The sequence below is a fragment of the Pseudomonas sp. Marseille-Q5117 genome (assembly GCF_946901175.1).
Classification (GTDB): Bacteria; Pseudomonadota; Gammaproteobacteria; order Pseudomonadales; family Pseudomonadaceae; genus Aquipseudomonas; species Aquipseudomonas iranensis.
Genome location: NZ_CAMPPP010000025.1, coordinates 1 through 21914 on the forward strand (window position 1 = coordinate 1; position 21914 = coordinate 21914).

At 61.2% G+C, this 21914-nt stretch carries 18 protein-coding genes and 2 pseudogenes; 11 read left to right on the forward strand and 9 right to left on the reverse strand.

What is annotated here, in order from left to right:
- Positions 1-293 precede the first annotated feature (293 nt).
- Positions 294-827, forward strand: a complete 534-nt coding sequence (locus OC605_RS26680) for an REP-associated tyrosine transposase (RefSeq protein WP_207807493.1) — start codon at positions 294-296, stop codon at positions 825-827.
- Between the two features lie 66 nt (positions 828-893).
- On the opposite strand, the pseudogene OC605_RS26685 reads toward OC605_RS26680, so the two are convergent.
- A pseudogene (locus OC605_RS26685) lies at positions 894-1991 on the reverse strand (FAD-binding oxidoreductase); the annotation flags it as partial.
- A gap of 296 nt (positions 1992-2287) precedes the next feature.
- On the opposite strand from OC605_RS26685, the gene gbcA reads away from it, so the two are divergent.
- Positions 2288-3583 carry a glycine-betaine demethylase subunit GbcA gene (gene gbcA, locus OC605_RS26690; protein WP_016772823.1) on the forward strand — a complete coding sequence of 432 codons (1296 nt, stop codon included), beginning with the start codon at positions 2288-2290 and terminating at the stop codon, positions 3581-3583.
- Between the two features lie 874 nt (positions 3584-4457).
- Here gbcA and OC605_RS26695 read toward each other — a convergent pair.
- From OC605_RS26695 to OC605_RS26720, 6 genes are all read right to left on the reverse strand, one after another.
- Positions 4458-5228: an electron transfer flavoprotein subunit beta gene (locus OC605_RS26695; RefSeq protein ID WP_186568924.1), complete on the reverse strand. Its 771-nt coding sequence runs from the start codon at positions 5226-5228 to the stop codon at positions 4458-4460.
- Positions 5229-5237: 9 nt separating this feature from the next.
- A complete protein-coding gene (locus OC605_RS26700; RefSeq protein WP_262140358.1) occupies positions 5238-6458 on the reverse strand; it encodes an electron transfer flavoprotein subunit alpha/FixB family protein in 1221 nt (406 codons plus the stop codon).
- Complete coding sequence (gene dgcB, locus OC605_RS26705) at positions 6458-8407, reverse strand: dimethylglycine demethylation protein DgcB (RefSeq protein ID WP_073476463.1); 1950 nt, start codon at positions 8405-8407, stop codon at positions 6458-6460. The genes OC605_RS26700 and dgcB overlap by 1 nt, the downstream gene beginning before the upstream one ends.
- Before the next feature lie 162 nt (positions 8408-8569).
- Entirely contained in the window at positions 8570-10630 is a 2061-nt protein-coding gene (dgcA, locus tag OC605_RS26710; RefSeq protein ID WP_024014595.1) for a dimethylglycine demethylation protein DgcA, read from the reverse strand.
- A 15-nt stretch (positions 10631-10645) separates the two neighbouring features.
- On the reverse strand, positions 10646-11176 hold the full coding sequence (locus OC605_RS26715; protein ID WP_039757633.1) for a 4-vinyl reductase: 531 nt from the start codon (positions 11174-11176) through the stop codon (positions 10646-10648).
- 78 nt (positions 11177-11254) lie between these two features.
- Entirely contained in the window at positions 11255-12232 is a 978-nt protein-coding gene (locus OC605_RS26720; protein WP_016772817.1) for a dipeptidase, read from the reverse strand.
- 231 nt (positions 12233-12463) lie between these two features.
- Between OC605_RS26720 and OC605_RS26725 the strand changes: the two genes are divergently transcribed.
- The 3 genes and pseudogenes from OC605_RS26725 (at position 12464) to OC605_RS26735 (ending at position 13548) form a co-directional block, all read left to right on the forward strand.
- Positions 12464-12865 (forward strand): lysozyme inhibitor LprI family protein, encoded by a 402-nt coding sequence (locus OC605_RS26725; protein WP_262140359.1) that lies wholly within the window; start codon positions 12464-12466, stop codon positions 12863-12865.
- A gap of 10 nt (positions 12866-12875) precedes the next feature.
- Positions 12876-13103 (forward strand): annotated as a pseudogene (locus tag OC605_RS26730) (helix-turn-helix domain-containing protein); the annotation flags it as partial.
- A 28-nt stretch (positions 13104-13131) separates the two neighbouring features.
- Positions 13132-13548, forward strand: a complete 417-nt coding sequence (locus tag OC605_RS26735; protein WP_016772815.1) for a DUF3010 family protein — start codon at positions 13132-13134, stop codon at positions 13546-13548.
- 136 nt (positions 13549-13684) lie between these two features.
- Here OC605_RS26735 and OC605_RS26740 read toward each other — a convergent pair whose 3' ends face one another.
- Positions 13685-14629 (reverse strand): GlxA family transcriptional regulator, encoded by a 945-nt coding sequence (locus OC605_RS26740; protein ID WP_262140360.1) that lies wholly within the window; start codon positions 14627-14629, stop codon positions 13685-13687.
- 191 nt (positions 14630-14820) lie between these two features.
- Between OC605_RS26740 and OC605_RS26745 the strand changes: the two genes are divergently transcribed.
- The 6 genes from OC605_RS26745 to OC605_RS26770 all read left to right on the forward strand — a co-directional run bounded on the left by OC605_RS26745 (position 14821) and on the right by OC605_RS26770 (position 20396).
- Complete coding sequence (locus tag OC605_RS26745) at positions 14821-15765, forward strand: choline ABC transporter substrate-binding protein (RefSeq protein ID WP_262140361.1); 945 nt, start codon at positions 14821-14823, stop codon at positions 15763-15765.
- 105 nt (positions 15766-15870) lie between these two features.
- A complete protein-coding gene (locus tag OC605_RS26750) occupies positions 15871-16758 on the forward strand; it encodes a 3-keto-5-aminohexanoate cleavage protein (protein ID WP_123454174.1) in 888 nt (295 codons plus the stop codon).
- A gap of 133 nt (positions 16759-16891) precedes the next feature.
- The gene (locus OC605_RS26755) at positions 16892-17857 is read left to right on the forward strand and encodes an L-carnitine dehydrogenase (protein ID WP_186568930.1); all 966 of its coding nucleotides are present in this window, start codon (positions 16892-16894) and stop codon (positions 17855-17857) included.
- A gap of 240 nt (positions 17858-18097) precedes the next feature.
- The gene (locus tag OC605_RS26760; protein WP_262140362.1) at positions 18098-18574 is read left to right on the forward strand and encodes a thioesterase family protein; all 477 of its coding nucleotides are present in this window, start codon (positions 18098-18100) and stop codon (positions 18572-18574) included.
- A gap of 23 nt (positions 18575-18597) precedes the next feature.
- Positions 18598-19761, forward strand: a complete 1164-nt coding sequence (locus tag OC605_RS26765; protein WP_262140363.1) for a gamma-butyrobetaine dioxygenase — start codon at positions 18598-18600, stop codon at positions 19759-19761.
- A 371-nt stretch (positions 19762-20132) separates the two neighbouring features.
- Positions 20133-20396: a hypothetical protein gene (locus OC605_RS26770; protein WP_262140364.1), complete on the forward strand. Its 264-nt coding sequence runs from the start codon at positions 20133-20135 to the stop codon at positions 20394-20396.
- A gap of 146 nt (positions 20397-20542) precedes the next feature.
- Here OC605_RS26770 and OC605_RS26775 read toward each other — a convergent pair whose 3' ends face one another.
- The gene (locus tag OC605_RS26775; RefSeq protein WP_007949927.1) at positions 20543-21646 is read right to left on the reverse strand and encodes a GlxA family transcriptional regulator; all 1104 of its coding nucleotides are present in this window, start codon (positions 21644-21646) and stop codon (positions 20543-20545) included.
- Positions 21647-21914: the final 268 nt, after the last annotated feature.

The following is a 21914-nucleotide window of genomic DNA, read 5'->3' on the forward strand; positions in this document are numbered from 1 at the left end:
TTCCCACGCTCCGCGTGGGAATGTCTCCCGGGACGCTCCGCGTTCCAGCTTCACCCTTGGCGACAGGCTGAAAACCGCTATGACGCGGAGCGTCAGTGGCTGCATTCCCACGCAGAGCGTGGGAACGAGCTTCGGTCCGGGCTGACTTTTCCCACCGTGGTACCAGAAGCCTCTTCTAGCGCAATTATGTCGCCCGCCCCATTCTGATCGTTCCCACGCTCCGCGTGGGAATGCATCTCGGGACGCTCCGCGTTCCATCTCATTCGCACCGCAAGATTCAAGGATCGAATCCCATGGGCCGCAGCCGCTATACGATTACCGAAGCCGACAAACCGCATTTCCTGACCTGCACCGTAATGGAGTGGTTGCCGTTATTCATTCGCCCGTACATCGTTGAGCACCTGCTCAACTGCTGGCGATATCAACAGGCTCATCATGACTTGAAGCTATACGGCTACGTGATTCTGGAAAACCACCTGCACTTCGTCGCCCAAGCACCCGATCTGAGCAAATGCCTCAGCCAGTTCAAGTCCTTCACCGCGCGACAAATCATCAATGACTTGCAAACAAAAGGCGCCGACAAAGCCTTGCAGCGCCTGCGCTTCAGCAAACGCGCGCATAAGCAGGACCGGGTGTATCAACTGTGGCAAGAAGGCACGCACGCGGAAATGGTCTACAGCGAATCTGTGATGCGCCAGAAACTTGAATACATCCACAACAACCCGGTGAAACGCGGATATGTGGATTTACCGGAGCATTGGCGTTATTCGAGTGCCAGGGACTACGCGGGAATCGAGGGTATGATCGAGGTTCAGCGCTGGTATTGAAATGGGACGCGGAGCGTCCCGGGCGGCATTCCCACGCGGAGCGTGGGAACGATCATAAAAGCCTCGGAACTCAATCCGCACATCCCCCTTCGGCACGCTGCAGCACGACAAGATAAACCCTTCAGCCTCGTCATCCTCGGTAATCCCGCCGTTGTGCTCCATCTCCACTTCGCCGCCCAGTTTCATCACCTTGCACGTTCCGCAGATACCCATGCCGCAGGCTTTCGGGATCATCAGGCCGAGTTTGGCGGCGGCTGCGTGGACGGTTTCGCCCGGGCCGACGCGAATGCTTTTGCCGGAGGCAGTGAATTCCACCTGATGCAGATCCGCGGCGTCGATTTCCGGCGCATCGGCGGCTTGTTCGGCCTGTTCCACCGCGTCGGCGCGGGCCTCGGGTGGCGTGGCGCCGAAGGATTCTTCGTGGTAGCGCGACATGTCGTAGCCGGCCGCTTCCAGCAGGCGTTTGACCGCGGTCATGTACGGCGTCGGGCCGCAGCAGAACACTTCGCGTTCGAGGAAGTCCGGAACCATCAGTTCGAGCATCTTGTGGTTCAGGTAACCGCGATAACCGGCCCATGGCTCACCGAGGCCGTGTTTTTCGCAGATCAGGTGCAGGCTGAAGTTGTCGATCCGCGACGCCATGTGCTCAAGCTCGCGGTGGTAAATGATGTCTTTCGGCGACCGCGCGCTGTGCACGAACGTCATGTCGACATTGGCGTTGGTGTCGTAGAACCAGCGCGCCATCGACATGCACGGCGTGATGCCGACGCCGCCGCTCAAATACAGAACCTTCGGGCTCGGGAAGTCGATCGCGTTGAACAGCCCGACCGGGCCGTGCACCGCCAGTTCCTGACCTTCATGCAGGGTGTCGTGCAGCCAGTTCGAGACCTTGCCACCCGGCACGCGTTTGATCGTCACCGAAAAGCTGTACGGCACCGACGGCGAGCTGGAAATCGTGTACGAGCGCATGATCGGCTGGCCTTCGATTTCCAGCTCCAGGGTGACGAACTGCCCCGGCTTGAAGAAGAACAGGATCGGCTGGTCGGCCATAAAGCAGAAAGTGCGCACATCCCAGGTTTCCTGGATGACTTTGACGCAACGGACAATGTGTCGGCCATTGGCCCAGGTCTGGGTGGTGACCGGATTCAGGAAGCTGTTGGACATGCTGTTCTCCACGGCCGACTGTCGGCCTCTTGTCGGCGATTCTGCGTATAGCGCAGACCGCGCGTTTACCTATCCGCGACATTGACATACTTATCGCGACCAGCCCTTGAACACCGGGGCTTGCGCGTCGGGAACAGATTGCGCCATGTCGCGCATGGATAAGGTTCCACCCAGCGCCGGCCCCACACTCGCCCCAACACAAGACGACTTCTTTACACCTTGCGTAGCAACCGTTTTGCAGCACACCTGATCAGCCACTTTCGCCGGCCACGCAGAGGGCCATGAGGATTACATCGATGGACGTCACCGCAAAAATCAGCCTGGGCGATCCGCTGGAACCCGCACGCAAGGCCACCGCACAAATGCTCCAGGAGCGCGAGCGCACTTTTTCGCTGCCACAGCCGTTCTACAGCGACGAGCGCCTGTTCGATATCGATATGCAGGAGATCTTCCAGAAGGAATGGTTGATCGCCGGCATGACCTGCGAGATCCCGGCCAAGGGCAACTACCTGACCCTGCAGGTCGGCAAGAACCCGATCATCGTCATTCGCGGCGCAGAGGGCGTGGTGCATGCGTTCCACAACGTCTGCCGCCACCGTGGCTCGCGCCTGTGCACCAGTGAAAAAGGCAAGGTCGCCAAACTGGTCTGCCATTACCACCAGTGGACCTACGAACTGGACGGGCGCCTGCTGTTCGCCGGCACCGAGATGGGCGCCGACTTCGACATGAAGCAGTACGGCCTGAAACCGGTGAATGTGAAAACAGCTGGCGGTTACATCTTCATCAGCCTGGCGGAAAATCCGCCGGCCATCGATGACTTCCTGTCGACGCTCAACCATTACATGGAACCGTACGACATGGAGAACACCAAGGTGGCGATCACCACCACCTTGATGGAAAAGGCCAACTGGAAACTGGTGCTGGAAAATAACCGCGAGTGCTACCACTGCAATGCGTCGCACCCGGAACTGTTGAAAACCCTGCTGGAGTGGGACGACGTCACCGACCCGCGCGCCGATCAGGCGTTCAAGGATCACGTTGCTGCGTCCGCCGCAGCCTGGGAAGCGGAAAAGATCCCTTACGCCCACGCCAGTTTCGGCCTGCGCAACCGCATCGTGCGCATGCCGCTGCTCAAGGGCACCGTGTCGATGACCCTCGACGGCAAGCAGGGCTGCGCAAAACTGATGGGCCGGATCAAGAACCCGGACCTGGGCTCGATGCGCATCCTGCACCTGCCGCATTCGTGGAACCACTGCATGGGCGATCACATCATCGTCTTCACCGTGTGGCCGATCAGCGCTCAGGAAACTATGGTCACCACCAAGTGGCTGGTGCACAAGGATGCAGTGGAAGGTGTCGATTACGACGTCGAGCGCATGCGCCAGGTGTGGGACGCGACCAACGATCAGGACCGCCGTCTGGCCGAGGAAAACCAGCGCGGGATCAACTCCACCGCTTACCAGCCTGGGCCTTACTCGAAGACCTACGAGTTTGGCGTGGTCAACTTCGTGGATTGGTACAGCGAGCGGATGCTCAACAACCTCGGAGCAGAGCCTGCGCCTTACCTCAAAGGCGTTCCGGTTCAGGGCTGATCAAGAGCAAAAGATCGCAGCCTGCGGCAGCTCCTACAGGTGGAACGCATTCCCCTGTGGGAGCGAGCCTGCTCGCGAAGGCGTCCTTACCTAGATCACAAGCCTGATTGATCAATTTCCGATCAACCACCCCCGCCCCCATACCCAGCAAGCCCTCCAGCCTTCCGCAAACAAGTTATCCACATACCCGCCCACAGCAATTGGGGGTAACTGTGGATGAGTCAAAAAATATCTTGCTGATTTGCAAAGAAAAACCGTGACTTATTCTGAATCACAGTTTCTGAAAACGATCGATCGTTTTTTAATCAATCCCATGCAGAACACGGTTTCAAAGGCCTCCAGCGGGTGGCGAACATGTTATCCACAGAAGCGCCAACAGAGATCGGGGACAACTTTCAATCTTCTGTGGAAAACACCTACGACTGGGGAAAACCCCTTCGTCTTAACAGCTCTCCACGTCCGGGGATCGCATTTGATCAATAATTGATCAAACCCATGTAAGCCCTGCTCCATATGGCCTACAGCTGAGAGCGAACATCTTATCCACAGAAGCGCCAACAGAGATTGGGGGCAACTTGTCCATTTATACCGAAGGAAAAGCTCGATAAATCCGTGACTTACGCTGATCGTTTTTTGATCTTATGGCTGAAAGGCTTGAATGGCGTGGGGTGCGAGCAAGGGCGAACACGTTATCCACAGCTTCGCCAACAGGGATTGTGGGTAACGGTAAAGATTGGCTGTGAATGAATACCAGATGTGGGAGCGAGCCTGCTCGCGAAAGCGGACTATCAGTTGATACATGTATCGACCGACCCATCGCTTTCGCGAGCAGGCTCGCTCCCACAGTGGTTATTCCATGCCAGGAAGAGGGTGACTAGCGGACGACGCCCTCTTCAATCAGCAGCTTCAGAATCGCCTCCGCCCCAGCCTGTGCGGTGACGCCTTTGAGCACCTGCCCCCCGCCGCCACTGGCTTTGGCCGTAGCGGCCTTCATCCGGTCGGCGCCGCTCTTGGCCTTGATCACCTTCAAGCGCTTGGGCCGTGGCTTGGCCGGTTGCAGTGAGGCGACGGCCAACAATTGGTCCTCCACCACTTCAACGTCATCGGCGGCCAATTCGCCCCGTCGTGCCGGGCCATATGCACTTTGCCGAGGCTTCGGTGCGGCGTTATCCACAGTGGCCAGAAACGGCAGTTTGACCTTCAAGCGGCGTCGCTGGCCGCGCGGCAACGCTTGCAGGACCAGCGCCGACCCGTCATTGATCGATTCGACCTGCGCCAGGCCCACCACCAGCGGCCAGCCCAGACCTTCGGCCAGCAGGAACGGCAACATCCCCGAACCCTCTCCGGTTTCCGCCTGGCTGCCGGTCAGCACCACTTGCGCTCCGGCATCGCGCAGGTATGCGGTCAGCGCCGGCAAGGCATCGGCGCCAGCGGGTTGTTCCAGCACATGCAGCTGTTCCAGGCCCATGCCCAGATAGGCACGCAGGGCCGGTTCGGCAACATCACCGGCGTGCAGCACTTGCAGGTTATCCCCAGCCAGTTGCAGGCCCAGTTCCACCGCGCGCGCATCCTGATCGGCGCGCCGTGGCCGACCTGAGGTCGGGTGAGCGCCGATCGAGACCAGACTGATAACGTTCGTGTTCATAGGGTTTCCTTAAGCCGCATCGCGCTTGGCTTCGTTGCGGTAAGCCGCGACCGCTTCGATCAACGCTTGCAGAATCTCTGCGCTTTCGCCGATCACCGAGAGGTCGGCACGCTTGATCATGTCGCAACCCGGATCGAGGTTGATTGCCACCACCTTGTCGCAGGCGCCAATGCCTTGCAGGTGCTGGATCGCGCCGGAGATACCCACAGCGACATAGACCCGCGCGGTGACCCAGGTGCCGGACGCGCCGACCTGACGATCCCGGGCCATAAAGCCATCGTCCACCGCAACCCGCGAAGCGCCTTCGGTGGCGCCGAGGGCCGCCGCTGTTTCGTGAAACAGCTGCCAGTCCTTGACGCCGTTGCCGCCGGAGAAGATGAACTCGGCTTCGGCCATCGGGATCGCTGCCGGATCCACTGCCACGGCACCAAGATCCTCGATTCGCGACAAGCTGCGCGCGACGCTTGTGGATAACTCCACTGGCAACGCTTCGTGACGGGTTTCGCTGACCGGCTCTGCGCATTCGGCAGCCGCGAGAATCAACCGCGCCACTGGACGCGCCAGGTCTTGCAATCCGGCCCCGGCGCGGCCGATGCATTCCTGATCCTTGACCTGCCAGACCCGCGTGGCCGGGCGCTCGCCCAGCGCAGCAGCAAAGCGCCGACCGAGTTCGCCGCCACCGCTGCGGCTGTCCGGCAGCAACCAATGACGCGGGTTGAACTCGTTATCCACAGCGCGCAAACCCTGTACCCGTTGTTCCGGTGCATAACCGCTGAACTCCTCGCCTTCGAGCACCAGCAGGCGATCGACGCCAGCAGTTTCGAACGTGCTTTCCTTGTGCTCGCCGAACACCACAGCAAGCACCGCACCATCGCTGCCGGCCAGTTGGTGAGCGAGGCCGAGCAGATCGCGGTCGTGGCTGCTCAGGCGGCCGCCGACCATATCCGGCACCACACTGATGTAGAACGCAGGGGCCGGTATCTGATGCAGCGGCAACTGCACTTCAACAGCAGCCGAGCGTTTGACCGCCCCACCCTGTTGCGCACCGCTGCGGTCAATGCGTTTGATGCCGTTAGGGCCGATAAAACCCAGGCCGTGCAGATTCTTGCGAATGACGCCGTTGGGCCCCATCCAGCTGTGCTGCGCCGGTTGCATCGCCGCGTGCAGCGGGTGCAGGCGGTTGCGCGCAATCCATTCGGCGCGCGGGTCGCGGCGGATAATGTCGCTCATCAGTGCACCTCCGCAGGTTCACGTTTGGCCGGGGTGGCTGGCTTGCTTGGCGCGGCGTCTTCGAGCAGCGCGTCGGCCACCAGTTCGGCGATGTCCTTGATCAGCGGACGCGGTTCGACCACACCTTCGAGCATCGCCGTGCACTGTGGACAACCCACCGCCACCAGTTCGGCGCCGGTCTCGCGGATGTCTTCCATGCGCATGTCGGGGATGCGCTGCTTGCCCGGAATGTCAGTGATCGGCGCGCCGCCACCGCCGCCGCAGCAGCGTGAGCGGAAGCCGGACCGTTGCATCTCTTTGACTTCAATGCCGAGGGCGCGCAGCACTTCACGCGGCGCTTCGTACTCGCCGTTGTAGCGGCCCAGGTAGCACGGATCGTGATAGGTCACGCTGTTGCCTTTGTGCTGACCGAGGTTGAGCGCGCCGGCCTGAATGATTTCCGCCATGTAGGTGCTGTGGTGCTGCACCAGATAGTTGCCGTCGAAGGCGCCGTACTCGTTTTTCAGCACATGGAAACTATGCGGATCGCAGGTGACGATGCGGTTGAAGCTGTATTTGGCCAACGTCTGGATGTTGCGCTTGGCCAGCAACTGAAACGTCGCCTCGTCGCCGAGACGCCGCGCCACATCGCCGCTGTCGCGCTCTTCGAGGCCGAGCACGGCGAAGTCGATGTTGGCCGCTTTCAGCACTTTGACGAACGCGCGCAGGGTGCGCTGGTTGCGCATGTCGAAGGCGCCGTCGCCGACCCAGAACAGCACGTCGGTGGATTTCTTTTCGCTGAGCAGATTGAGATTCAGGTCCGCCGCCCAGTTCATCCGCCCGCCCGGGGCGAAACCGCCAGGGTTGTCGGTTGCAATAAGGTTCTCGAGAACTTCGGCACCCTTGTTCGGCGTCGCGCCTTTTTCCAGGGTCAGATGCCGGCGCATGTCGACGATCGCATCGACGTGCTCGATCATCATCGGGCACTCCTCGACGCAGGCACGGCAGGTGGTGCACGACCACAGGGTTTCGGCATCGACCAGACCGTTGACGATCGGTTGGTGCGGGTTGCCGCCATGCTCGCCGATCGGTTTGCCTGGATACGGGCTGCCGGCGAACTTCGCGTCAGTGCCGCCGGCGAGGCCGACGACCATGTCCTGAATCAGTTTTTTCGGGTTCAGCGGCTGGCCGGCGGCGAAGGCCGGGCACGCTGCTTCGCACTTGCCGCACTGCACGCAGGCGTCGAAACCGAGCAACTGGTTCCAGGTGAAATCCTTGGGTTTTTCCACGCCCAGTGGCGCATCGGGATTGTTCAGATCCAGCGGCTTCAGACCGGTAGAGCGCCCGCCGCCGAAGCGTTCCGGGCGACGGTGCCAGGCCAGGTGCAGCGCTCCGGCAAAGGCGTGTTTCATCGGCCCGCCCCAGGTCATGCCGAAGAACAGTTCCGACACGCCCCACAGCACGCCAACACCGAGAATGGCGGCGAGCACCCAGCCGCCGAAGTTTTCCGGCAGGATCCCGGCCACCGGCAGGGTCACCAGGAAAAACGACGCGGAGAAGGCCAGCAGGCTTTTCGGCAGGCGCATCCATGGGCCTTTCGACAGACGCGCAGGCGGATTGACGCGGCGCAGGTACATGAAGATCGCGCCGACGAACATCACCGCCGACATCAGCAGCAAGGCGTAGCCAAGGATGCGGTTATGCAGGCCGAAGCCGTGCACAAGAATGGCCAGCACAATCGACGCCACCGCACCGCCCGCCGTGGCGACGTGGGTGTTGGCAATGTATTTGTCCCGCGCGACGACGTGGTGCAGGTCGACCATGTAGCGCTTGGGCATGGCCAGCAGACCGCCGAGCAGATCGACCTTCGCCGCCCGCCCCCGGCGCCACATGTTCATCCGCCGCAACGCGCCGAGGACCGCAAGGCCCAGGGCTGCGAACAACAGGATTGGAAGAAGGGTGTTCAACATGGTGAAGCTCCCACCAGACAGCCTGGAGAAACACGGCGTTCGATGATCGTTCCCACGCTCTGCGTGGGAATGCAGCCCGGGACGCTCCGCGTCCCAAAGCGGACGCAGAGCGTCCAGTGAGGCATTCCCACGCAGAGCGTGGGAACGATCGGTTAGCCAGCCTTAAAAGTCTTTACACAGTCTGAGTGCGTCATAGATCGCGGCATGGGTATTACGCTGCGCCACGCAGTCGCCGATGCGGAACAGCAAGTAGCCGTCGCCCGCTTCGCTCAGCGAAGGTTGCGGCTGGATCGCGAACAGCGCTTCGACGTCGATCTGGCCCTTGTTGCGCGAGCCGTCCTTGAGGGCGTAGTAGATTTCCTCGTCCGGGCGCACGCCGTTTTCGACGACCACCTGATCGACCACCCGTTCCTCTTTCGCGCCGGTGTATTCGTTCTCTAGCACCGCGATCAGCTTGTCGCCTTCGCGGTAGACCTTCTCCAGCATCATGTCGCCGGTCATGATCACTTCTTTCGGATACATGCTGCGGTAGTAGGTCGGGAACGATGTGCCGCCGATGGCCACGCCCGGTTTGATGTCGTCGGTAACGATCTCGACCTGGCTGCCCTTATCGGCGAGGAAGTCGGCGACCGACATGCCGGTGAACTCGCAAATGGTGTCGTAGACCAGCACGTTCTTGCCCGGCGCAACCTTGCCGTCGAGCACGTCCCAGCTGCTGACCACCAGCCCTTCGGCCGCGCCCCAGTGCTCGTTCTGCTCAAGGTACGGATGACCGCCGACCGCCAGCACCACCACGTCCGGACGCAAGTCCATGATGGTGTCGGCATCCGCCGCCGTGCCCAGGCGCAGATCGACTTTCAGCCGCGCCAGTTCCAGCTGGAACCAACGGGTGATGCCGGCGATCTGGTCACGCTGCGGTGCTTTCGATGCGGTGGTGATCTGCCCGCCGATGAAGTCTTTTTTCTCGAACAGCGTGACATCGTGGCCACGCTCGGCAGCCACGCGCGCGGCTTCCATCCCGGCCGGGCCGGCACCGACGATCACCACCTTGCGTTTCGGCCCGGTGGATTTCTCGATGATGTGCGGCACGCCCATGTATTCACGGGAGGTCGCGGCGTTCTGGATGCACAGCACGTCCAGACCCTGATACTGACGGTCGATGCAATAGTTGGCGCCGACGCACTGCTTGATCTGGTCGATCTGGCCCATCTTGATCTTGGCGATCAGGTGCGGGTCAGCGATGTGCGCGCGGGTCATGCCGACCATGTCGACGTAACCGCCCTCAAGGATGCGCGTGGCCTGGTTCGGGTCCTTGATGTTCTGCGCGTGCAACACCGGCACCTTGACCACTTCCTTGATCCCGGCAGCCAGGTGCAGGAACGGCTCCGGTGGATAACTCATGTTCGGAATAACGTTGGCCAGGGTGTTGTGGGTATCGCAACCCGAGCCGACCACGCCGATGAAATCGAGCATGCCGGTGTCGTCGTAATACTTGGCGATCTGCTTCATGTCCTCGTGGGACAAGCCGTCCGGGTGGAACTCGTCACCGCACAGGCGCATGCCCACGCAGAAGTCGTCACCGACCTCGGCGCGCACGGCTTTCAGAACTTCCAGGCCGAACTTCATTCGGCCTTCGAAGGTGCCGCCCCATTCATCGGTACGCTTGTTGACGCGCGGGCTCCAGAACTGGTCGATCATGTGCTGGTGCACGGCCGACAGTTCGACGCCATCGAGGCCACCAGCCTTGGCCCGGCGCGCAGCCTGGGCGTAGTTGCCGATCACTCGCCAGATCTCTTCCGGCTCGATGGTTTTGCAAGTGGCGCGGTGCACCGGTTCACGGATGCCCGACGGCGACATCAAGGTCGGCCAGTTGAAACCGTCCCAGCGCGAGCGACGGCCCATGTGGGTAATCTGGATCATGATCTTGGCGCCATGCTTGTGCATGGCGTCGGCCAGATTCTGGAAGTGCGGAATGATCCGGTCGGTGGACAGATTGACCGAACTCCACCATTCCTGCGGGCTGTCGATCGCCACCACGGACGAACCGCCGCAGATGGCCAGGCCGATACCGCCCTTGGCTTTCTCTTCGTAGTATTTGACGTAGCGGTCGGTGGTCATGCCACCGTCAGTCGCGTAGACCTCGGCGTGCGCGGTGCTGAGAACGCGGTTGCGGATGGTCAGTTTGCCGATCTGGATCGGCTGAAACATTGCTTCGAAAGCCATGGCACGGTCCTCGGCTTACAACGGCTTGACGATGAACAAGCCGTCATCGTGGCCCTCTTCGGAGCCTCCGTAGACTTGTTCGGCGACAGTACGGATCTTGCTGCCACGGGCTTCGAGAATCTGGTCCATGGCGCCGGCGAACCAGCCGGTGAACATGTAATCGACCTTGCGCCCGACCTTGCCGTAGACATAGACGAATGCCGAGTGCTCGAGCTTGACGCTGGCGGTGCCTTTGTCGAGGTCGATGTCCTGGATCTTGAACAGGCCCCAGCCGCGCTGCGACAGGCGCTTCATGTAGTGCTCGAACACCGCGACGCCCTCCAGGCCGTGGCATTCGGCTTCCTTTTCACACCAGTGCCAGGCGGATTTGTAGCCGGCCTTGTAGAGGATCTCGGCATAGGCTTCAGCGCCGAGCACTTCCTCGATGCCCATGTGGTTGTTGACGAAAAAGTGACGCGGCACATACAGCATTGGCAGGGCGTCGGAGGTCCAGACACCGGTCTCGCTGTCGACTTCGATAGGCAATTGCGGGGCGATCTTGGCCATGGAAACTTAACTCCAGAAAATTTTGTGTGTTGCCCCCGACGCGGATGGCCGGGGGAAAGGATTCAGAAGTGCGGCGGCTTATTCGCCCCAGACATCTTTCAAGACGCTTACCCAGTTCTCGCCCATGATCTTGCGCACCACGCGCTCGGAATGGCCGCGCTTGAGCAGGGTTTCGGTGAGGTTGGGGAATTCGCCGACGGTGCGGATGCCCAGCGGGTTGATGATCTTGCCGAAGCTGGTCAGGCGGCGGGCGTAGCCCTTGTCGTGGGTCAGGTATTCGAAGAAGTCCTGGCCGTGACCCTGAGTGAAATCGGTGCCGATACCGATGGCGTCTTCGCCAACGATGTTCATGGTGTATTCGATCGCTTCGGCGTAATCGTCGATGGTCGAATCGATGCCCTTGGCGAGGAACGGCGCGAACATGGTCACGCCGACGAAACCGCCGTGGTCGGCAATGAACTTCAGCTCTGCATCGGATTTGTTGCGCGGGTGCTCTTTGAGACCCGACGGCAGGCAGTGCGAGTAGCAGACCGGTTTTTTCGATTCGAGAATGACTTCTTCGGAGGTCTTGGAACCGACGTGGGACAGGTCGCACATGACACCGACGCGGTTCATCTCGGCGACGATCTCGCGACCGAAACCCGACAGGCCGCCATCACGCTCGTAGCACCCGGTGCCGACCAGATTCTGGGTGTTGTAGCACATCTGCACGATGCCAACGCCGAGCTGCTTGAACACCTCGACATAGCCGATCTGGTCTTCGAAAGCGTGGGCATTCTGGAAGCCGAAGAGAATGCCGGTCTTGCCCTGCTCCTTGGCGCGACGGATGTCGGCGGTGGTGCGCACCGGCATCACCAGATCGCTGTTCTCACGGATCAGTTTCTGGCTGGCAGCGATGTTGTTCACGGTCGCCTGAAAGCCTTCCCACACCGACACAGTGCAGTTGGCCGCCGTCAGACCGCCCTTGCGCATGTCTTCGAACAGCTCGCGGTTCCATTTGGCAATGATCAGACCGTCGATAACGATGCTGTCGGCGTGTAATTCGGCTGGGCTCATCAGGCGTCCCCTTATTGGCGATTCATGCGCCGAATCGTCTGCCGGCGCTTTGGGGCCAGCATATGCCTCGGTGCCGGGGCGACCGGGTGCAAAAACGACAGGGGAATTGCCGAAAGCGTCAATCCGCGACAAAGGGTCGTCGGCCGCCCTCCTCGGCTGGCTGTTCAAGCCCGCGCGCTTGCGCCAGAATCTGCCGCAGCCTGCACCTACCAACGGATTAGAGCGCCCCCAATGAAATCGATCTTCCTCGCCCTGGCACTGATTGCGACCGGCGCCCACGCCGCCGAAGAATCCGAGAACAACCCGTGCGACGCGGTGGAAAACGACATCCAGACCCTGGAATGCTCCGCCTACAGCCGCAGCACCGCCGAAGACCTGCTCAAAGACAACTACGCCAGCCTCAGCGAACGCATGCAGGCCGCCTACGGCAAGAACCCGACGCAACTGGCCGACATCACCGCCAAACTGAAAACCGCCCAGCAGCAATGGTTGAAGACGCGGGATGCGGATTGCGCGGTGGAGGCGTTCCCGGCCACGGCGGGAAGCAAGGCCTTCACCATTGCGCAGAATGATTGCGTGGCGCGGATGAGTGATGAACGGTCGGAGTTTTTGGAGTCGATCGGGCAGGAATAAACATACAAAGGATAAATCAATGATTCCTCATGAAGTGGTCAGCCATATGGTTGACGGCGCAACACCGATCCGCGCCTGGCGCGAACATCTCAACCTGACGCAGGAAGAAGTGGCCAAGCGCATGGGCATCTCGCAACCGGCGTTTGCCCAGCAGGAAACAGTCGCCAAACCCCGCAAGGCCACCCGCGCGAAAATCGCCGCCGCGTTCGGCATCACAGCCAGTCAGCTTGAGCTGTAGGCTGCCCTCTTTATTCAAAGGAATTCCCATGAACATCTGCGGCATTGAAATCAAAGGCAGCGAAGCGATCATCGCCGTGGCGGCGCTCGACGGTTCGACGTTGAGCCACGTCCCTCTCGCCACGAAAAAGATTGCTCTGGATGACGATGACGAGGCGGCGAACGTGCGGCGGTTCGCGGCGCAGGTGGCGTCGTTTGTGCGGGAAAACTCGGTGGACCGGATCGCGATCAAGAAGCGCAGCAAAAAGGGCGAGTTTGCCGGTGGGCCGACGACGTTCAAGATCGAGGGTGTGTTTCAGTTGCTTGATGGCTGTGAGGTGACGCTGCTGTCGCCACAGACGATCAATGCCCAGGCCAAGAAGCACAACTTTGAACTGCCGGGGACGTTGAACAAGTATCAGCATGAGGCTTACAAGGCGGCGTGCTCGGCGTTGGTGAAGAAATAGCCCTCTCTCAGACGCCGAAAATTAAATGTGGGAGCGAGCCTGCTCGCGAATGCAATGTGTCAGGCAACATCAGTGTTGGATGACAGACCGCTTTCGCGAGCAGGCTCGCTCCCACATTGTTTTCATGCAGGCCCATTCACGCCTGCGCGGTACGCCGGTCTTCGCGGGGGCAGCGGGCGAAACGCGCGCGATAACTGCGGGTGAAATACGACGGTGATTCAAACCCGCAGGCAATGCTGACTTCGAGCACGCTCATGTCGGTCTGGCGCAGCAGTTGCCGGGCCTTCTCAAGCCTTAACCGCAAATAGAAGTTGCTCGGCGTATCGTTCAGGTGCAGCCGAAACAAGCGCTCCAGTTGCCGCCGGGTCACCTTGATCGACTCGGCCAGTTGCAGCGTGGTCAGCGGCGGTTCGCTGTGCTGTTCCATTTCGCCGATCACCTGCACCAGTTTCTTGTTGCTGATCCCGTAACGCGTGGCGACTTCCATGCGCTGGTGATCCTTGCGCGGGCGTATGCGCCCGAGCACAAACTGCTCGCTGACCTGAATCGCCAGTTGCGGGCCGTGGGCCTGGGCGATCAGGTCGAGCATCAGATCAATCGACGCCGTTCCTCCCGCCGAGGTGATCCGCCGCCGGTCGATCTCGAACAGCTCTTGAGTGACGCTGAGCTGTGGATAAGACTCTTTGAACGCATCGATCGCCTCCCAGTGCAGGGTCAGGCGATGGCCATCGAGCAGGCCCGCTTCGGCGAGGACGAAGCTGCCGGTGTCGATGGCGCCGAGGGTTACGCCGTCCTTGTCCAGCCTGCGCAACCAGTGCTCCAGCGTCGGCGTGATGAACTTCAGCGGTTCGAAGCCGGCCACCACCAGCAAGGTCGCGCCTTTCTTCAGCGGCTCCAGTGCCGCATCGGCGTTGACCGACATGCCGTTGCTCGCCAGTACCGCGCCGCCATCGGCGCTGAGCACATGCCAGCGGTACAACTCGCCGCGAAAGCGGTTGGCCACGCGCAACGGTTCGATCGCGGAAATAAAGCCGATGGCGGAGAACCCCGGCATCAGCAAAAAGTAGAAATCCTGGGGCATGGGCGCACTCGGTTGGCGGGTCGCGTGGCTCGTTGATACGCCGATTATCGGCGGCGTTCAAGCGTGCAGGTCGCTACAGTGCAAATGCCAGTCGCCGCAGTGCGCTTTCACGGGTGCATAGCTGCGTAACTTGGCCTCACCGGCGCGCAGATGCCGGGAACCACAATAATCGAACTGCCGAGGAACCCGACATGAAACGACTGATCAGCAGCTGCGTTCTTGCACTCAGCGGTACCGCTTTCTTCAGCACCGGCGTGATGGCGGCCGAACCGACCTCCTGCAAGAACGTACGCATGGGCGTGGTCAACTGGACTGACGTGATCGCCACCAGTGCCATGACCCAGGTCCTGCTCGACGGCCTCGGCTACAGCACCAAACAGACCAGCGCCTCGCAGCAGATCATCTTTGCCGGGATTCGCGATCAGCGCCTGGACTTGTTCCTCGGCTACTGGAACCCGCTGATGACCCAGACCATCACGCCATTCGTCGAGGCCAATCAGGTGAAAGTGCTCGAAGCACCGAGCCTGAAAGACGCCCGCGCCACCCTCGCCGTGCCGACCTATCTGGCTGACAAGGGCCTGAAAACCTTCGCCGACATCGCCAAATTCGAGAAGGAATTGGGCGGCAAGATCTACGGCATCGAGCCAGGCTCGGGCGCCAACACGCAGATCAAAGCGATGATCGCCAAGAACCAGTTTGGCCTGGGCAAATTCCAGCTCGTCGAATCGAGCGAGGCCGGCATGCTCGCCGCCGTCGACCGCGCCGTGCGCCGCAAGGAAGCCGTAGTGTTCTTCGGTTGGGCGCCGCACCCGATGAACGTCAACATTCAGATGACCTATCTGACCGGCAGCGAAGACGCCCTCGGCCCGAACGAAGGCATGGCCACGGTGTGGACGGTCACCGCGCCGAAATACGCCGAGCAATGCCCGAACATCGGCCGCCTGCTGGCCAACCTGACCTTCACCGCCGAATCCGAGAGCCGGATGATGCAGCCGCTGCTCGATCACAAGGATGCCTTCGAGTCGGCGAAGCAGTGGCTCAAGGATCACCCCGAAGACAAGCAGCGCTGGCTTGAAGGTGTGACGACTTTCGATGGCAAACCGGCTGCTGAAAACCTCCAGCTGACCAGCAAATAACCTTTATTGACCCCCCCTCTCCCAGATGGGAGAGGCCACTGAACCACGCTTCGCAGCCCGGTAGCGGGCTGCGGACAGACCCATCACGGCTGAAGGAAACGCACCATGAACCACGACGTCATCATCACCTGCGCACTCACCGGTGCTGGCGACACGACCGCCAAGAGCCCACACGTGCCGGTCACCCCGAAACAGATTGCCGCTGCCGCGGTGGAAGCGGCCAAGGCCGGCGCCACCGTCGTGCACTGCCATGTGCGCGACCCGCAGACCGGCAAGTTCAGCCGTGACGTGGCGCTGTACCGCGAAGTGATGGAGCGCATCCGCGAGGCGGACGTCGACATCATCGTCAACCTCACCGCCGGGATGGGTGGCGACCTGGAAATCGGCGCGGGCGAGAACCCGATGGAGTTCGGCCCGAACACGGATCTGGTCGGTCCGCTGACCCGTCTCGCCCATGTTGAAGAACTGCTGCCGGAAATCTGCACCCTCGATTGCGGCACGCTGAACTTCGGCGACGGCGACACCATTTACGTCTCGACCCCGGCGCAACTGCGCGCCGGCGCCAAGCGCATCACCGAGCTGGGTGTGAAGGCCGAGCTGGAGATTTTCGACACCGGGCATCTGTGGTTCGCCAAGCAGATGATCAAGGAAGGCTTGCTCGACAACCCGCTGTTTCAACTGTGCCTGGGCATCCCGTGGGGCGCGCCGGCCGACACCACCACGATGAAAGCTATGGTCGACAACCTGCCCGCCGACGCGGTCTGGGCCGGCTTCGGCATTGGCCGCATGCAGATGCCGATGGCGGCGCAAGCGGTGCTGCTGGGCGGCAACGTGCGGGTCGGCCTGGAAGACAACTTGTGGCTGGACAAAGGTGTGCTGGCGACCAACGGCCAACTGGTCGAGCGCGCCAGCGAGATCCTCAGCCGCCTCGGTGCCCGCGTGCTTACGCCGGCCGAAGGTCGCAAAAAGATGGGCCTGACCCAGCGCGGCTGATCCATCACCCATTTCACCTGTAGGAGCTGCCGAAGGCTGCGATCTTTTGACTTTGATTTTTTAGAAGCAAGATCAAAAGATCGCAGCCTCCGGCAGCTCCTACAGGGCTCTTCGAACTCTTCAGGACATCACCATGCGCTTTATCACTGAAATCAAAACCTTCGCCGCTCTCGGCAGCGGTGTCATCGGCAGTGGCTGGGTCGCCCGCGCCCTCGCCCACGGCCTCGACGTGGTGGCTTGGGACCCGGCGCCCGGCGCCGAAGCGGCATTGCGCCAACGCGTAGCCAATGCTTGGGGCGCGCTGGAGAAGAACGGCCTGGCGCCCGGCGCTTCGCAGGACCGTCTGCGTTTTGTCGCAACCATCGAGGAGTGCGTGCGTGACGCCGATTTCATCCAGGAAAGCGCCCCGGAGCGGCTGGAACTGAAACTCGATCTGCACAGCAAGATCAGCGCCGCAGCCAAGCCCGATGCGCTGATCGGCTCCAGCACTTCAGGCCTTTTGCCAAGCGAGTTCTACGAGAGTTCGACGCACCCTGAACGCTGCGTGGTCGGGCATCCGTTCAACCCGGTGTATCTGTTGCCACTGGTGGAAGTGGTCGGCGGCAAAAACACCGCGCCGCAAGCGGTGCAAGCGGCGATGCAAGTCTACGAATCCCTCGGCATGCGCCCGTTGCATGTGCGCAAGGAAGTGCCGGGTTTCATCGCCGATCGCCTGCTCGAAGCGCTGTGGCGCGAGGCGTTGCACCTGGTCAACGACGGTGTGGCGACGACCGGCGAGATCGACGATGCGATTCGCTTTGGCGCCGGTCTGCGCTGGTCGTTCATGGGCACTTTCCTGACTTACACCCTGGCCGGCGGCGATGCCGGCATGCGCCACTTCATGTCGCAATTCGGCCCGGCGCTGCAGTTGCCGTGGACGTATCTGCCAGCACCGGAGCTGACCGACAAGCTGATCGATGATGTGGTCGATGGCACCACCGATCAGCTCGGTCGGCACAGCATTTCGGCGCTGGAACGCTATCGTGATGACTGTTTGCTGGCGGTGCTCGATGCGGTGAAGACCACCAAGGAAAAGCATGGAATGAGTTTCAGCGAGTAATGCGTATGACATGGCACCGCTGCCCTCACCCTAACCCTCCCGAAACGTCGGACCGCCCGTAGGGAGGGGGGACTGACCGAGGTGTTTTTGCAAGCTACGCCGACTTGCACCACTGCGTCGAACTCTGGACTTGAAAAGCTCGAAAATCGGCTCCCTTTCCCCCTCGCCCCCCCTGGGGGAGAGGGCTGGGGTGAGGGGGTTGCTCTTGATCTTCACCCATCAACTGCGGAAACCGAAACCATGCCCCACCTCACCACCTACCAAACCACCATCATCCCCGACTGGGTCGACTACAACGGCCACCTGCGCGACGCCTTCTACCTGCTGATCTTCAGCTACGCCACCGATGCGCTGATGGACCGCCTCGGCATGGACAGCAGCAACCGCGAGGCCAGCGGCCATTCGCTATTCACCCTTGAGCTGCACCTCAATTATCTGCACGAAGTGAAGCTCGACACTGAGGTGCAAGTGCGCACGCAAATCATCGGCCACGACAGCAAGCGCCTGCACCTCTATCACAGCCTGCACAAGGTCGGCGATGAGCAAGAGTTGGCCGGCAATGAACAGATGCTTTTGCACGTCGACCTCACCGGCCCGCGCTCGGCGCCGTTCAGCCCCGATACGTTGCATCGCTTGCAGGCCATCGTCGCCGATCAGACCGACCTGCCCGCTCCCGCTTACATCGGCCGCGTGATCGCGCTGCCACCCTCTCGGTAAATCCCCACTGCCAAGGAGCCGTCATGAACACCGCCGTCGCTGTTGCCGATTTTCGTACTTATCCGTTGATCAGCGCGCTCGGTGGCGTGCAGGGTCTGGCGGATCGCGTTGTCATCGAATGGGCTGACGGACGTGTCAGCCCGTTTCACCACGTATGGTTGCGCGACAATTGCCCGTGTGATCAATGTGTCTACAGCGTCACTCGCGAGCAGGTTTTCGAGAGCGTCGATGCCGCCGAGGATTTGCGACCGCTGGCCACGCGCATCGACAGCGATGGTTGCCTGCGTATCGACTGGCAGGACGGTCACCTCAGCCGCTTTGACCCGGGCTGGTTGCGCGCACATGCCTATGACGATGAATCCCGCGCCGAACGCCTGGCCGGCAAACCGCAGCCCCGTTTGTGGCACAGCGATCTGCAGTTGCCGGTGTTCGACTACATCGCGCTGATGAACGACAACGCCGCGCTGCTGCAATGGTTGCTCGCCGTGCGCGACATCGGCCTGACCCAAGTGCGTGGCGTGCCCACCGAGCCGGGCTCGCTGAAGCTCATCGCGCAGCGGATTTCCTTCATTCGCGAAAGCAATTTCGGCGTGCTGTTCAATGTGCAATCCAAAGCCGACGCCGACAGCAACGCCTACACCGCCTTCAACTTGCCATTGCACACGGATTTGCCGACTCGCGAGCTGCAACCGGGGCTGCAATTTCTGCATTGCCTGGTGAATGATGCCGAGGGTGGCGAGAGCATTTTCGTAGATGGTTTTGCGATCGCCGACGCCTTGCGTCAGGAGGAGCCGCAGCTGTTTGAGGCCCTGTGTGAAATCCCTGTGGAATTTCGTAACAAGGACCGGCACAGCGATTATCGCTGCCTGGCGCCGATCATCGCTGTGGATGCGCTGGGCCGGGTGGCGGAGATTCGCATGGCCAACTTTCTGCGCGGGGCGTTCGATACGTCGGTGGCGCAGATGCCGTTGCTGTATCGAGCCTATCGGCGCTTTATTGCGATGACCCGCGAGCCGCGGTTTCGGCTGATGCAGCGGCTCAAGCCGGGCGAGTTGTGGTGCTTTGACAACCGCCGCACGCTGCATGCGCGCAATGCCTTTGATCCAGCGACCGGGGCGCGGCATTTTCAGGGCTGCTATGTCGACCGGGATGAGTTGTTGTCGCGGGTTCTGGTGTTGCAGCGTTGAACCGCGTCATCGTTCTTCGCGAGCAGGCTCGCTCCCACAGGGGTACGCATTGCAAAGTGGGAGCGAGCCTGCTCGCGAAAGCGTCAGCGGGAACAACCAATCTCTGGCTGATTCACAAGCAAAAAAAACTCCGATCAAGCCGTGACAGGATCGGAGCTGAGGAGGGTACTGTTGAGGAGCTGCCAGGCGAGGGTGACCAAACCTTCGTGAAGCGAGCTGGGGCCAGTGTGCCTAGTCGCCCATCCAGTCGGTTAGCCGAAAACGACCTGTTCATAGTCGTCCCGGCCACCGCGACAAAACGCCCTTGCCGCGTCCGGTCGGGGCCACCAGAATCGAGCCAAGACCTCCGTTGCCACAGAAGGATTTGCGTAATGATGTACGCCGATTTGATTGACCAGGAAGATCTGTTGGGCCAGCTCAAGGCCTTGGGTATTCAGGTGCCGAGCGGTACCACCGCCCAGCAGGCCTGCGAGTGTGCGGTGCGTGGCTTGGACAATGTTCGCGCATTTGAACTGCGCAAGATGGTCAAGGACATGTACACCAGTGGCGCCAGCATTCAGCCGGCGGTGCGTCAGGCGATCGACAAGCAATTGTTGCCGGCCCTCTCGGATTATCAGCAGTCCCACAGCGCCTGAGAAAAGATCAAAAGATCGCAGCCTACCTGATCGTTCCCACGCTCTGCGTGGGAATGCCTCAACGGACGCTCCGCGTTCGGCCTTTTGGGACGCAGAGCGTCCTGGGCTGCATTCCCACGCAGAGCGTGGGAACGATCAGACTCGGTCTACAGCCTTACGCTGGCAAACGTCGACTCATTGCGCGCCTGACTCAGCGCTGACATCGGCCCCGACAGCGGCGACATCACGATGGCTTGCGGCAGTGGCAACATCGCCACTTGCTGGGTGGTGTTGGAGCCGACGCGCTCGTCACGCGGCGGGATGCCGAAGTACTCGCGGTAGCACTTGGAGAAGTGCGGCGTGGAGACGAACCCACACACCGACGCCACTTCGATGATCGACATCGGCGTCTGCTTGAGCAGTTGCCGGGCGCGGATCAGGCGCAGCTTCAGGTAGTAGCGCGACGGCGAGCAGTGCAGGTATTTCTGGAACAACCGCTCCAGTTGTCGACGCGACACCGCGACATACACCGCCAGTTCATCCAGATCGATCGGCTCTTCCAGATTGGCTTCCATCAGCGCGACGATTTCCTGCAACTTCGGCTGGTTGGTGCCGAGCATGTGCTTGAGCGGCACACGCTGGTGATCCTGTTCGTTGCGGATGCGCTCGTAGACGAACATTTCCGAGATCGCTGCCGACAGTTCACGACCGTGATCGCGACTGATCAGGTGCAGCATCATGTCCAGTGGCGCGGTGCCGCCGGAGCTGGTGAAGCGGTTACGGTCGAGGGTGAACAGACGTGTGCTCATGGCCACGCGCGGGAAAGCTTCCTGCATCGCCGCCAGACATTCCCAGTGCACGCTGCAATCGAAGCCGTCGAGCAGACCGGCGCAGGCCAGCGCCCAACTGCCGGTGCACACCGCGCCCAGGCGCTTGGACTGGCGCGCCTGGCTTTGCAGCCACGAGACGTGTTCACGGGTTACGGTACGTTGAATGCCGATGCCGCCGCAGACAATCACCGTGTCCAGGGGCGGGGCTTTGTGCATGGAGGCGTCGGGGGTGATTTGCAGACCATCACTGGCCCAGACCTGGCCGCCATCGACGGTGAGGGTGCTCCAGCGATACAGCTCGCGACCGGACAACTGGTTGGCCATGCGCAGCGGCTCAACGGCGGACGCCAGGGAAATCAGCGTGAAATTGTCCAGCAGCAGAAAGCCGATGGATTGAGGCGCACGGTTCTGGGGTTGGGCCCCGGAGTTGAACGACGTCATCGCGGTATCTCCTCACACAAAGCGGGTGGCGGCCTCAGGCGGAGGCTCTTGTTATTGCCCGCGTCTCACGGAGAAAGCAGGCTTTGTTATGACAGAGCAATTGCCGTGCCTGAAATTGGACGGCCATTCAATAACTCCTGAAAACGACCTCGCGACGCGTCTATACGAGACCTCGGAACATGCCATTTCGAAGTGCCATCAAGCGCCGCCAGAGCCCTGCCGCGCAGCCTGTGAGCAGATCGGTAGCACTTGTGGGAACTGGCCTGCA

What these genes read in the sequence shown, in the direction of transcription:
- OC605_RS26695 (WP_186568924.1), bottom strand. Translation starts at nt 5,228, where the DNA reads ATGAACACGAACGTTATCAGTCTGGTCTCGATCGGCGCTCACCCGACC.
- dgcA (WP_024014595.1), bottom strand. Translation starts at nt 10,630, where the DNA reads ATGGCTTTCGAAGCAATGTTTCAGCCGATCCAGATCGGCAAACTGACC.
- OC605_RS26765 (WP_262140363.1), top strand. Translation starts at nt 18,598, where the DNA reads ATGAACACCGCCGTCGCTGTTGCCGATTTTCGTACTTATCCGTTGATC.
- OC605_RS26770 (WP_262140364.1), top strand. Translation starts at nt 20,133, where the DNA reads ATGATGTACGCCGATTTGATTGACCAGGAAGATCTGTTGGGCCAGCTC.
- OC605_RS26725 (WP_262140359.1), top strand. Translation starts at nt 12,464, where the DNA reads ATGAAATCGATCTTCCTCGCCCTGGCACTGATTGCGACCGGCGCCCAC.
- OC605_RS26720 (WP_016772817.1), bottom strand. Translation starts at nt 12,232, where the DNA reads ATGAGCCCAGCCGAATTACACGCCGACAGCATCGTTATCGACGGTCTG.
- OC605_RS26700 (WP_262140358.1), bottom strand. Translation starts at nt 6,458, where the DNA reads ATGAGCGACATTATCCGCCGCGACCCGCGCGCCGAATGGATTGCGCGC.
- gbcA (WP_016772823.1), top strand. Translation starts at nt 2,288, where the DNA reads ATGGACGTCACCGCAAAAATCAGCCTGGGCGATCCGCTGGAACCCGCA.
- OC605_RS26745 (WP_262140361.1), top strand. Translation starts at nt 14,821, where the DNA reads ATGAAACGACTGATCAGCAGCTGCGTTCTTGCACTCAGCGGTACCGCT.
- OC605_RS26760 (WP_262140362.1), top strand. Translation starts at nt 18,098, where the DNA reads ATGCCCCACCTCACCACCTACCAAACCACCATCATCCCCGACTGGGTC.
- OC605_RS26715 (WP_039757633.1), bottom strand. Translation starts at nt 11,176, where the DNA reads ATGGCCAAGATCGCCCCGCAATTGCCTATCGAAGTCGACAGCGAGACC.
- OC605_RS26740 (WP_262140360.1), bottom strand. Translation starts at nt 14,629, where the DNA reads ATGCCCCAGGATTTCTACTTTTTGCTGATGCCGGGGTTCTCCGCCATC.
- OC605_RS26735 (WP_016772815.1), top strand. Translation starts at nt 13,132, where the DNA reads ATGAACATCTGCGGCATTGAAATCAAAGGCAGCGAAGCGATCATCGCC.
- OC605_RS26750 (WP_123454174.1), top strand. Translation starts at nt 15,871, where the DNA reads ATGAACCACGACGTCATCATCACCTGCGCACTCACCGGTGCTGGCGAC.
- dgcB (WP_073476463.1), bottom strand. Translation starts at nt 8,407, where the DNA reads ATGTTGAACACCCTTCTTCCAATCCTGTTGTTCGCAGCCCTGGGCCTT.
- OC605_RS26775 (WP_007949927.1), bottom strand. Translation starts at nt 21,646, where the DNA reads ATGACGTCGTTCAACTCCGGGGCCCAACCCCAGAACCGTGCGCCTCAA.
- OC605_RS26680 (WP_207807493.1), top strand. Translation starts at nt 294, where the DNA reads ATGGGCCGCAGCCGCTATACGATTACCGAAGCCGACAAACCGCATTTC.
- OC605_RS26755 (WP_186568930.1), top strand. Translation starts at nt 16,892, where the DNA reads ATGCGCTTTATCACTGAAATCAAAACCTTCGCCGCTCTCGGCAGCGGT.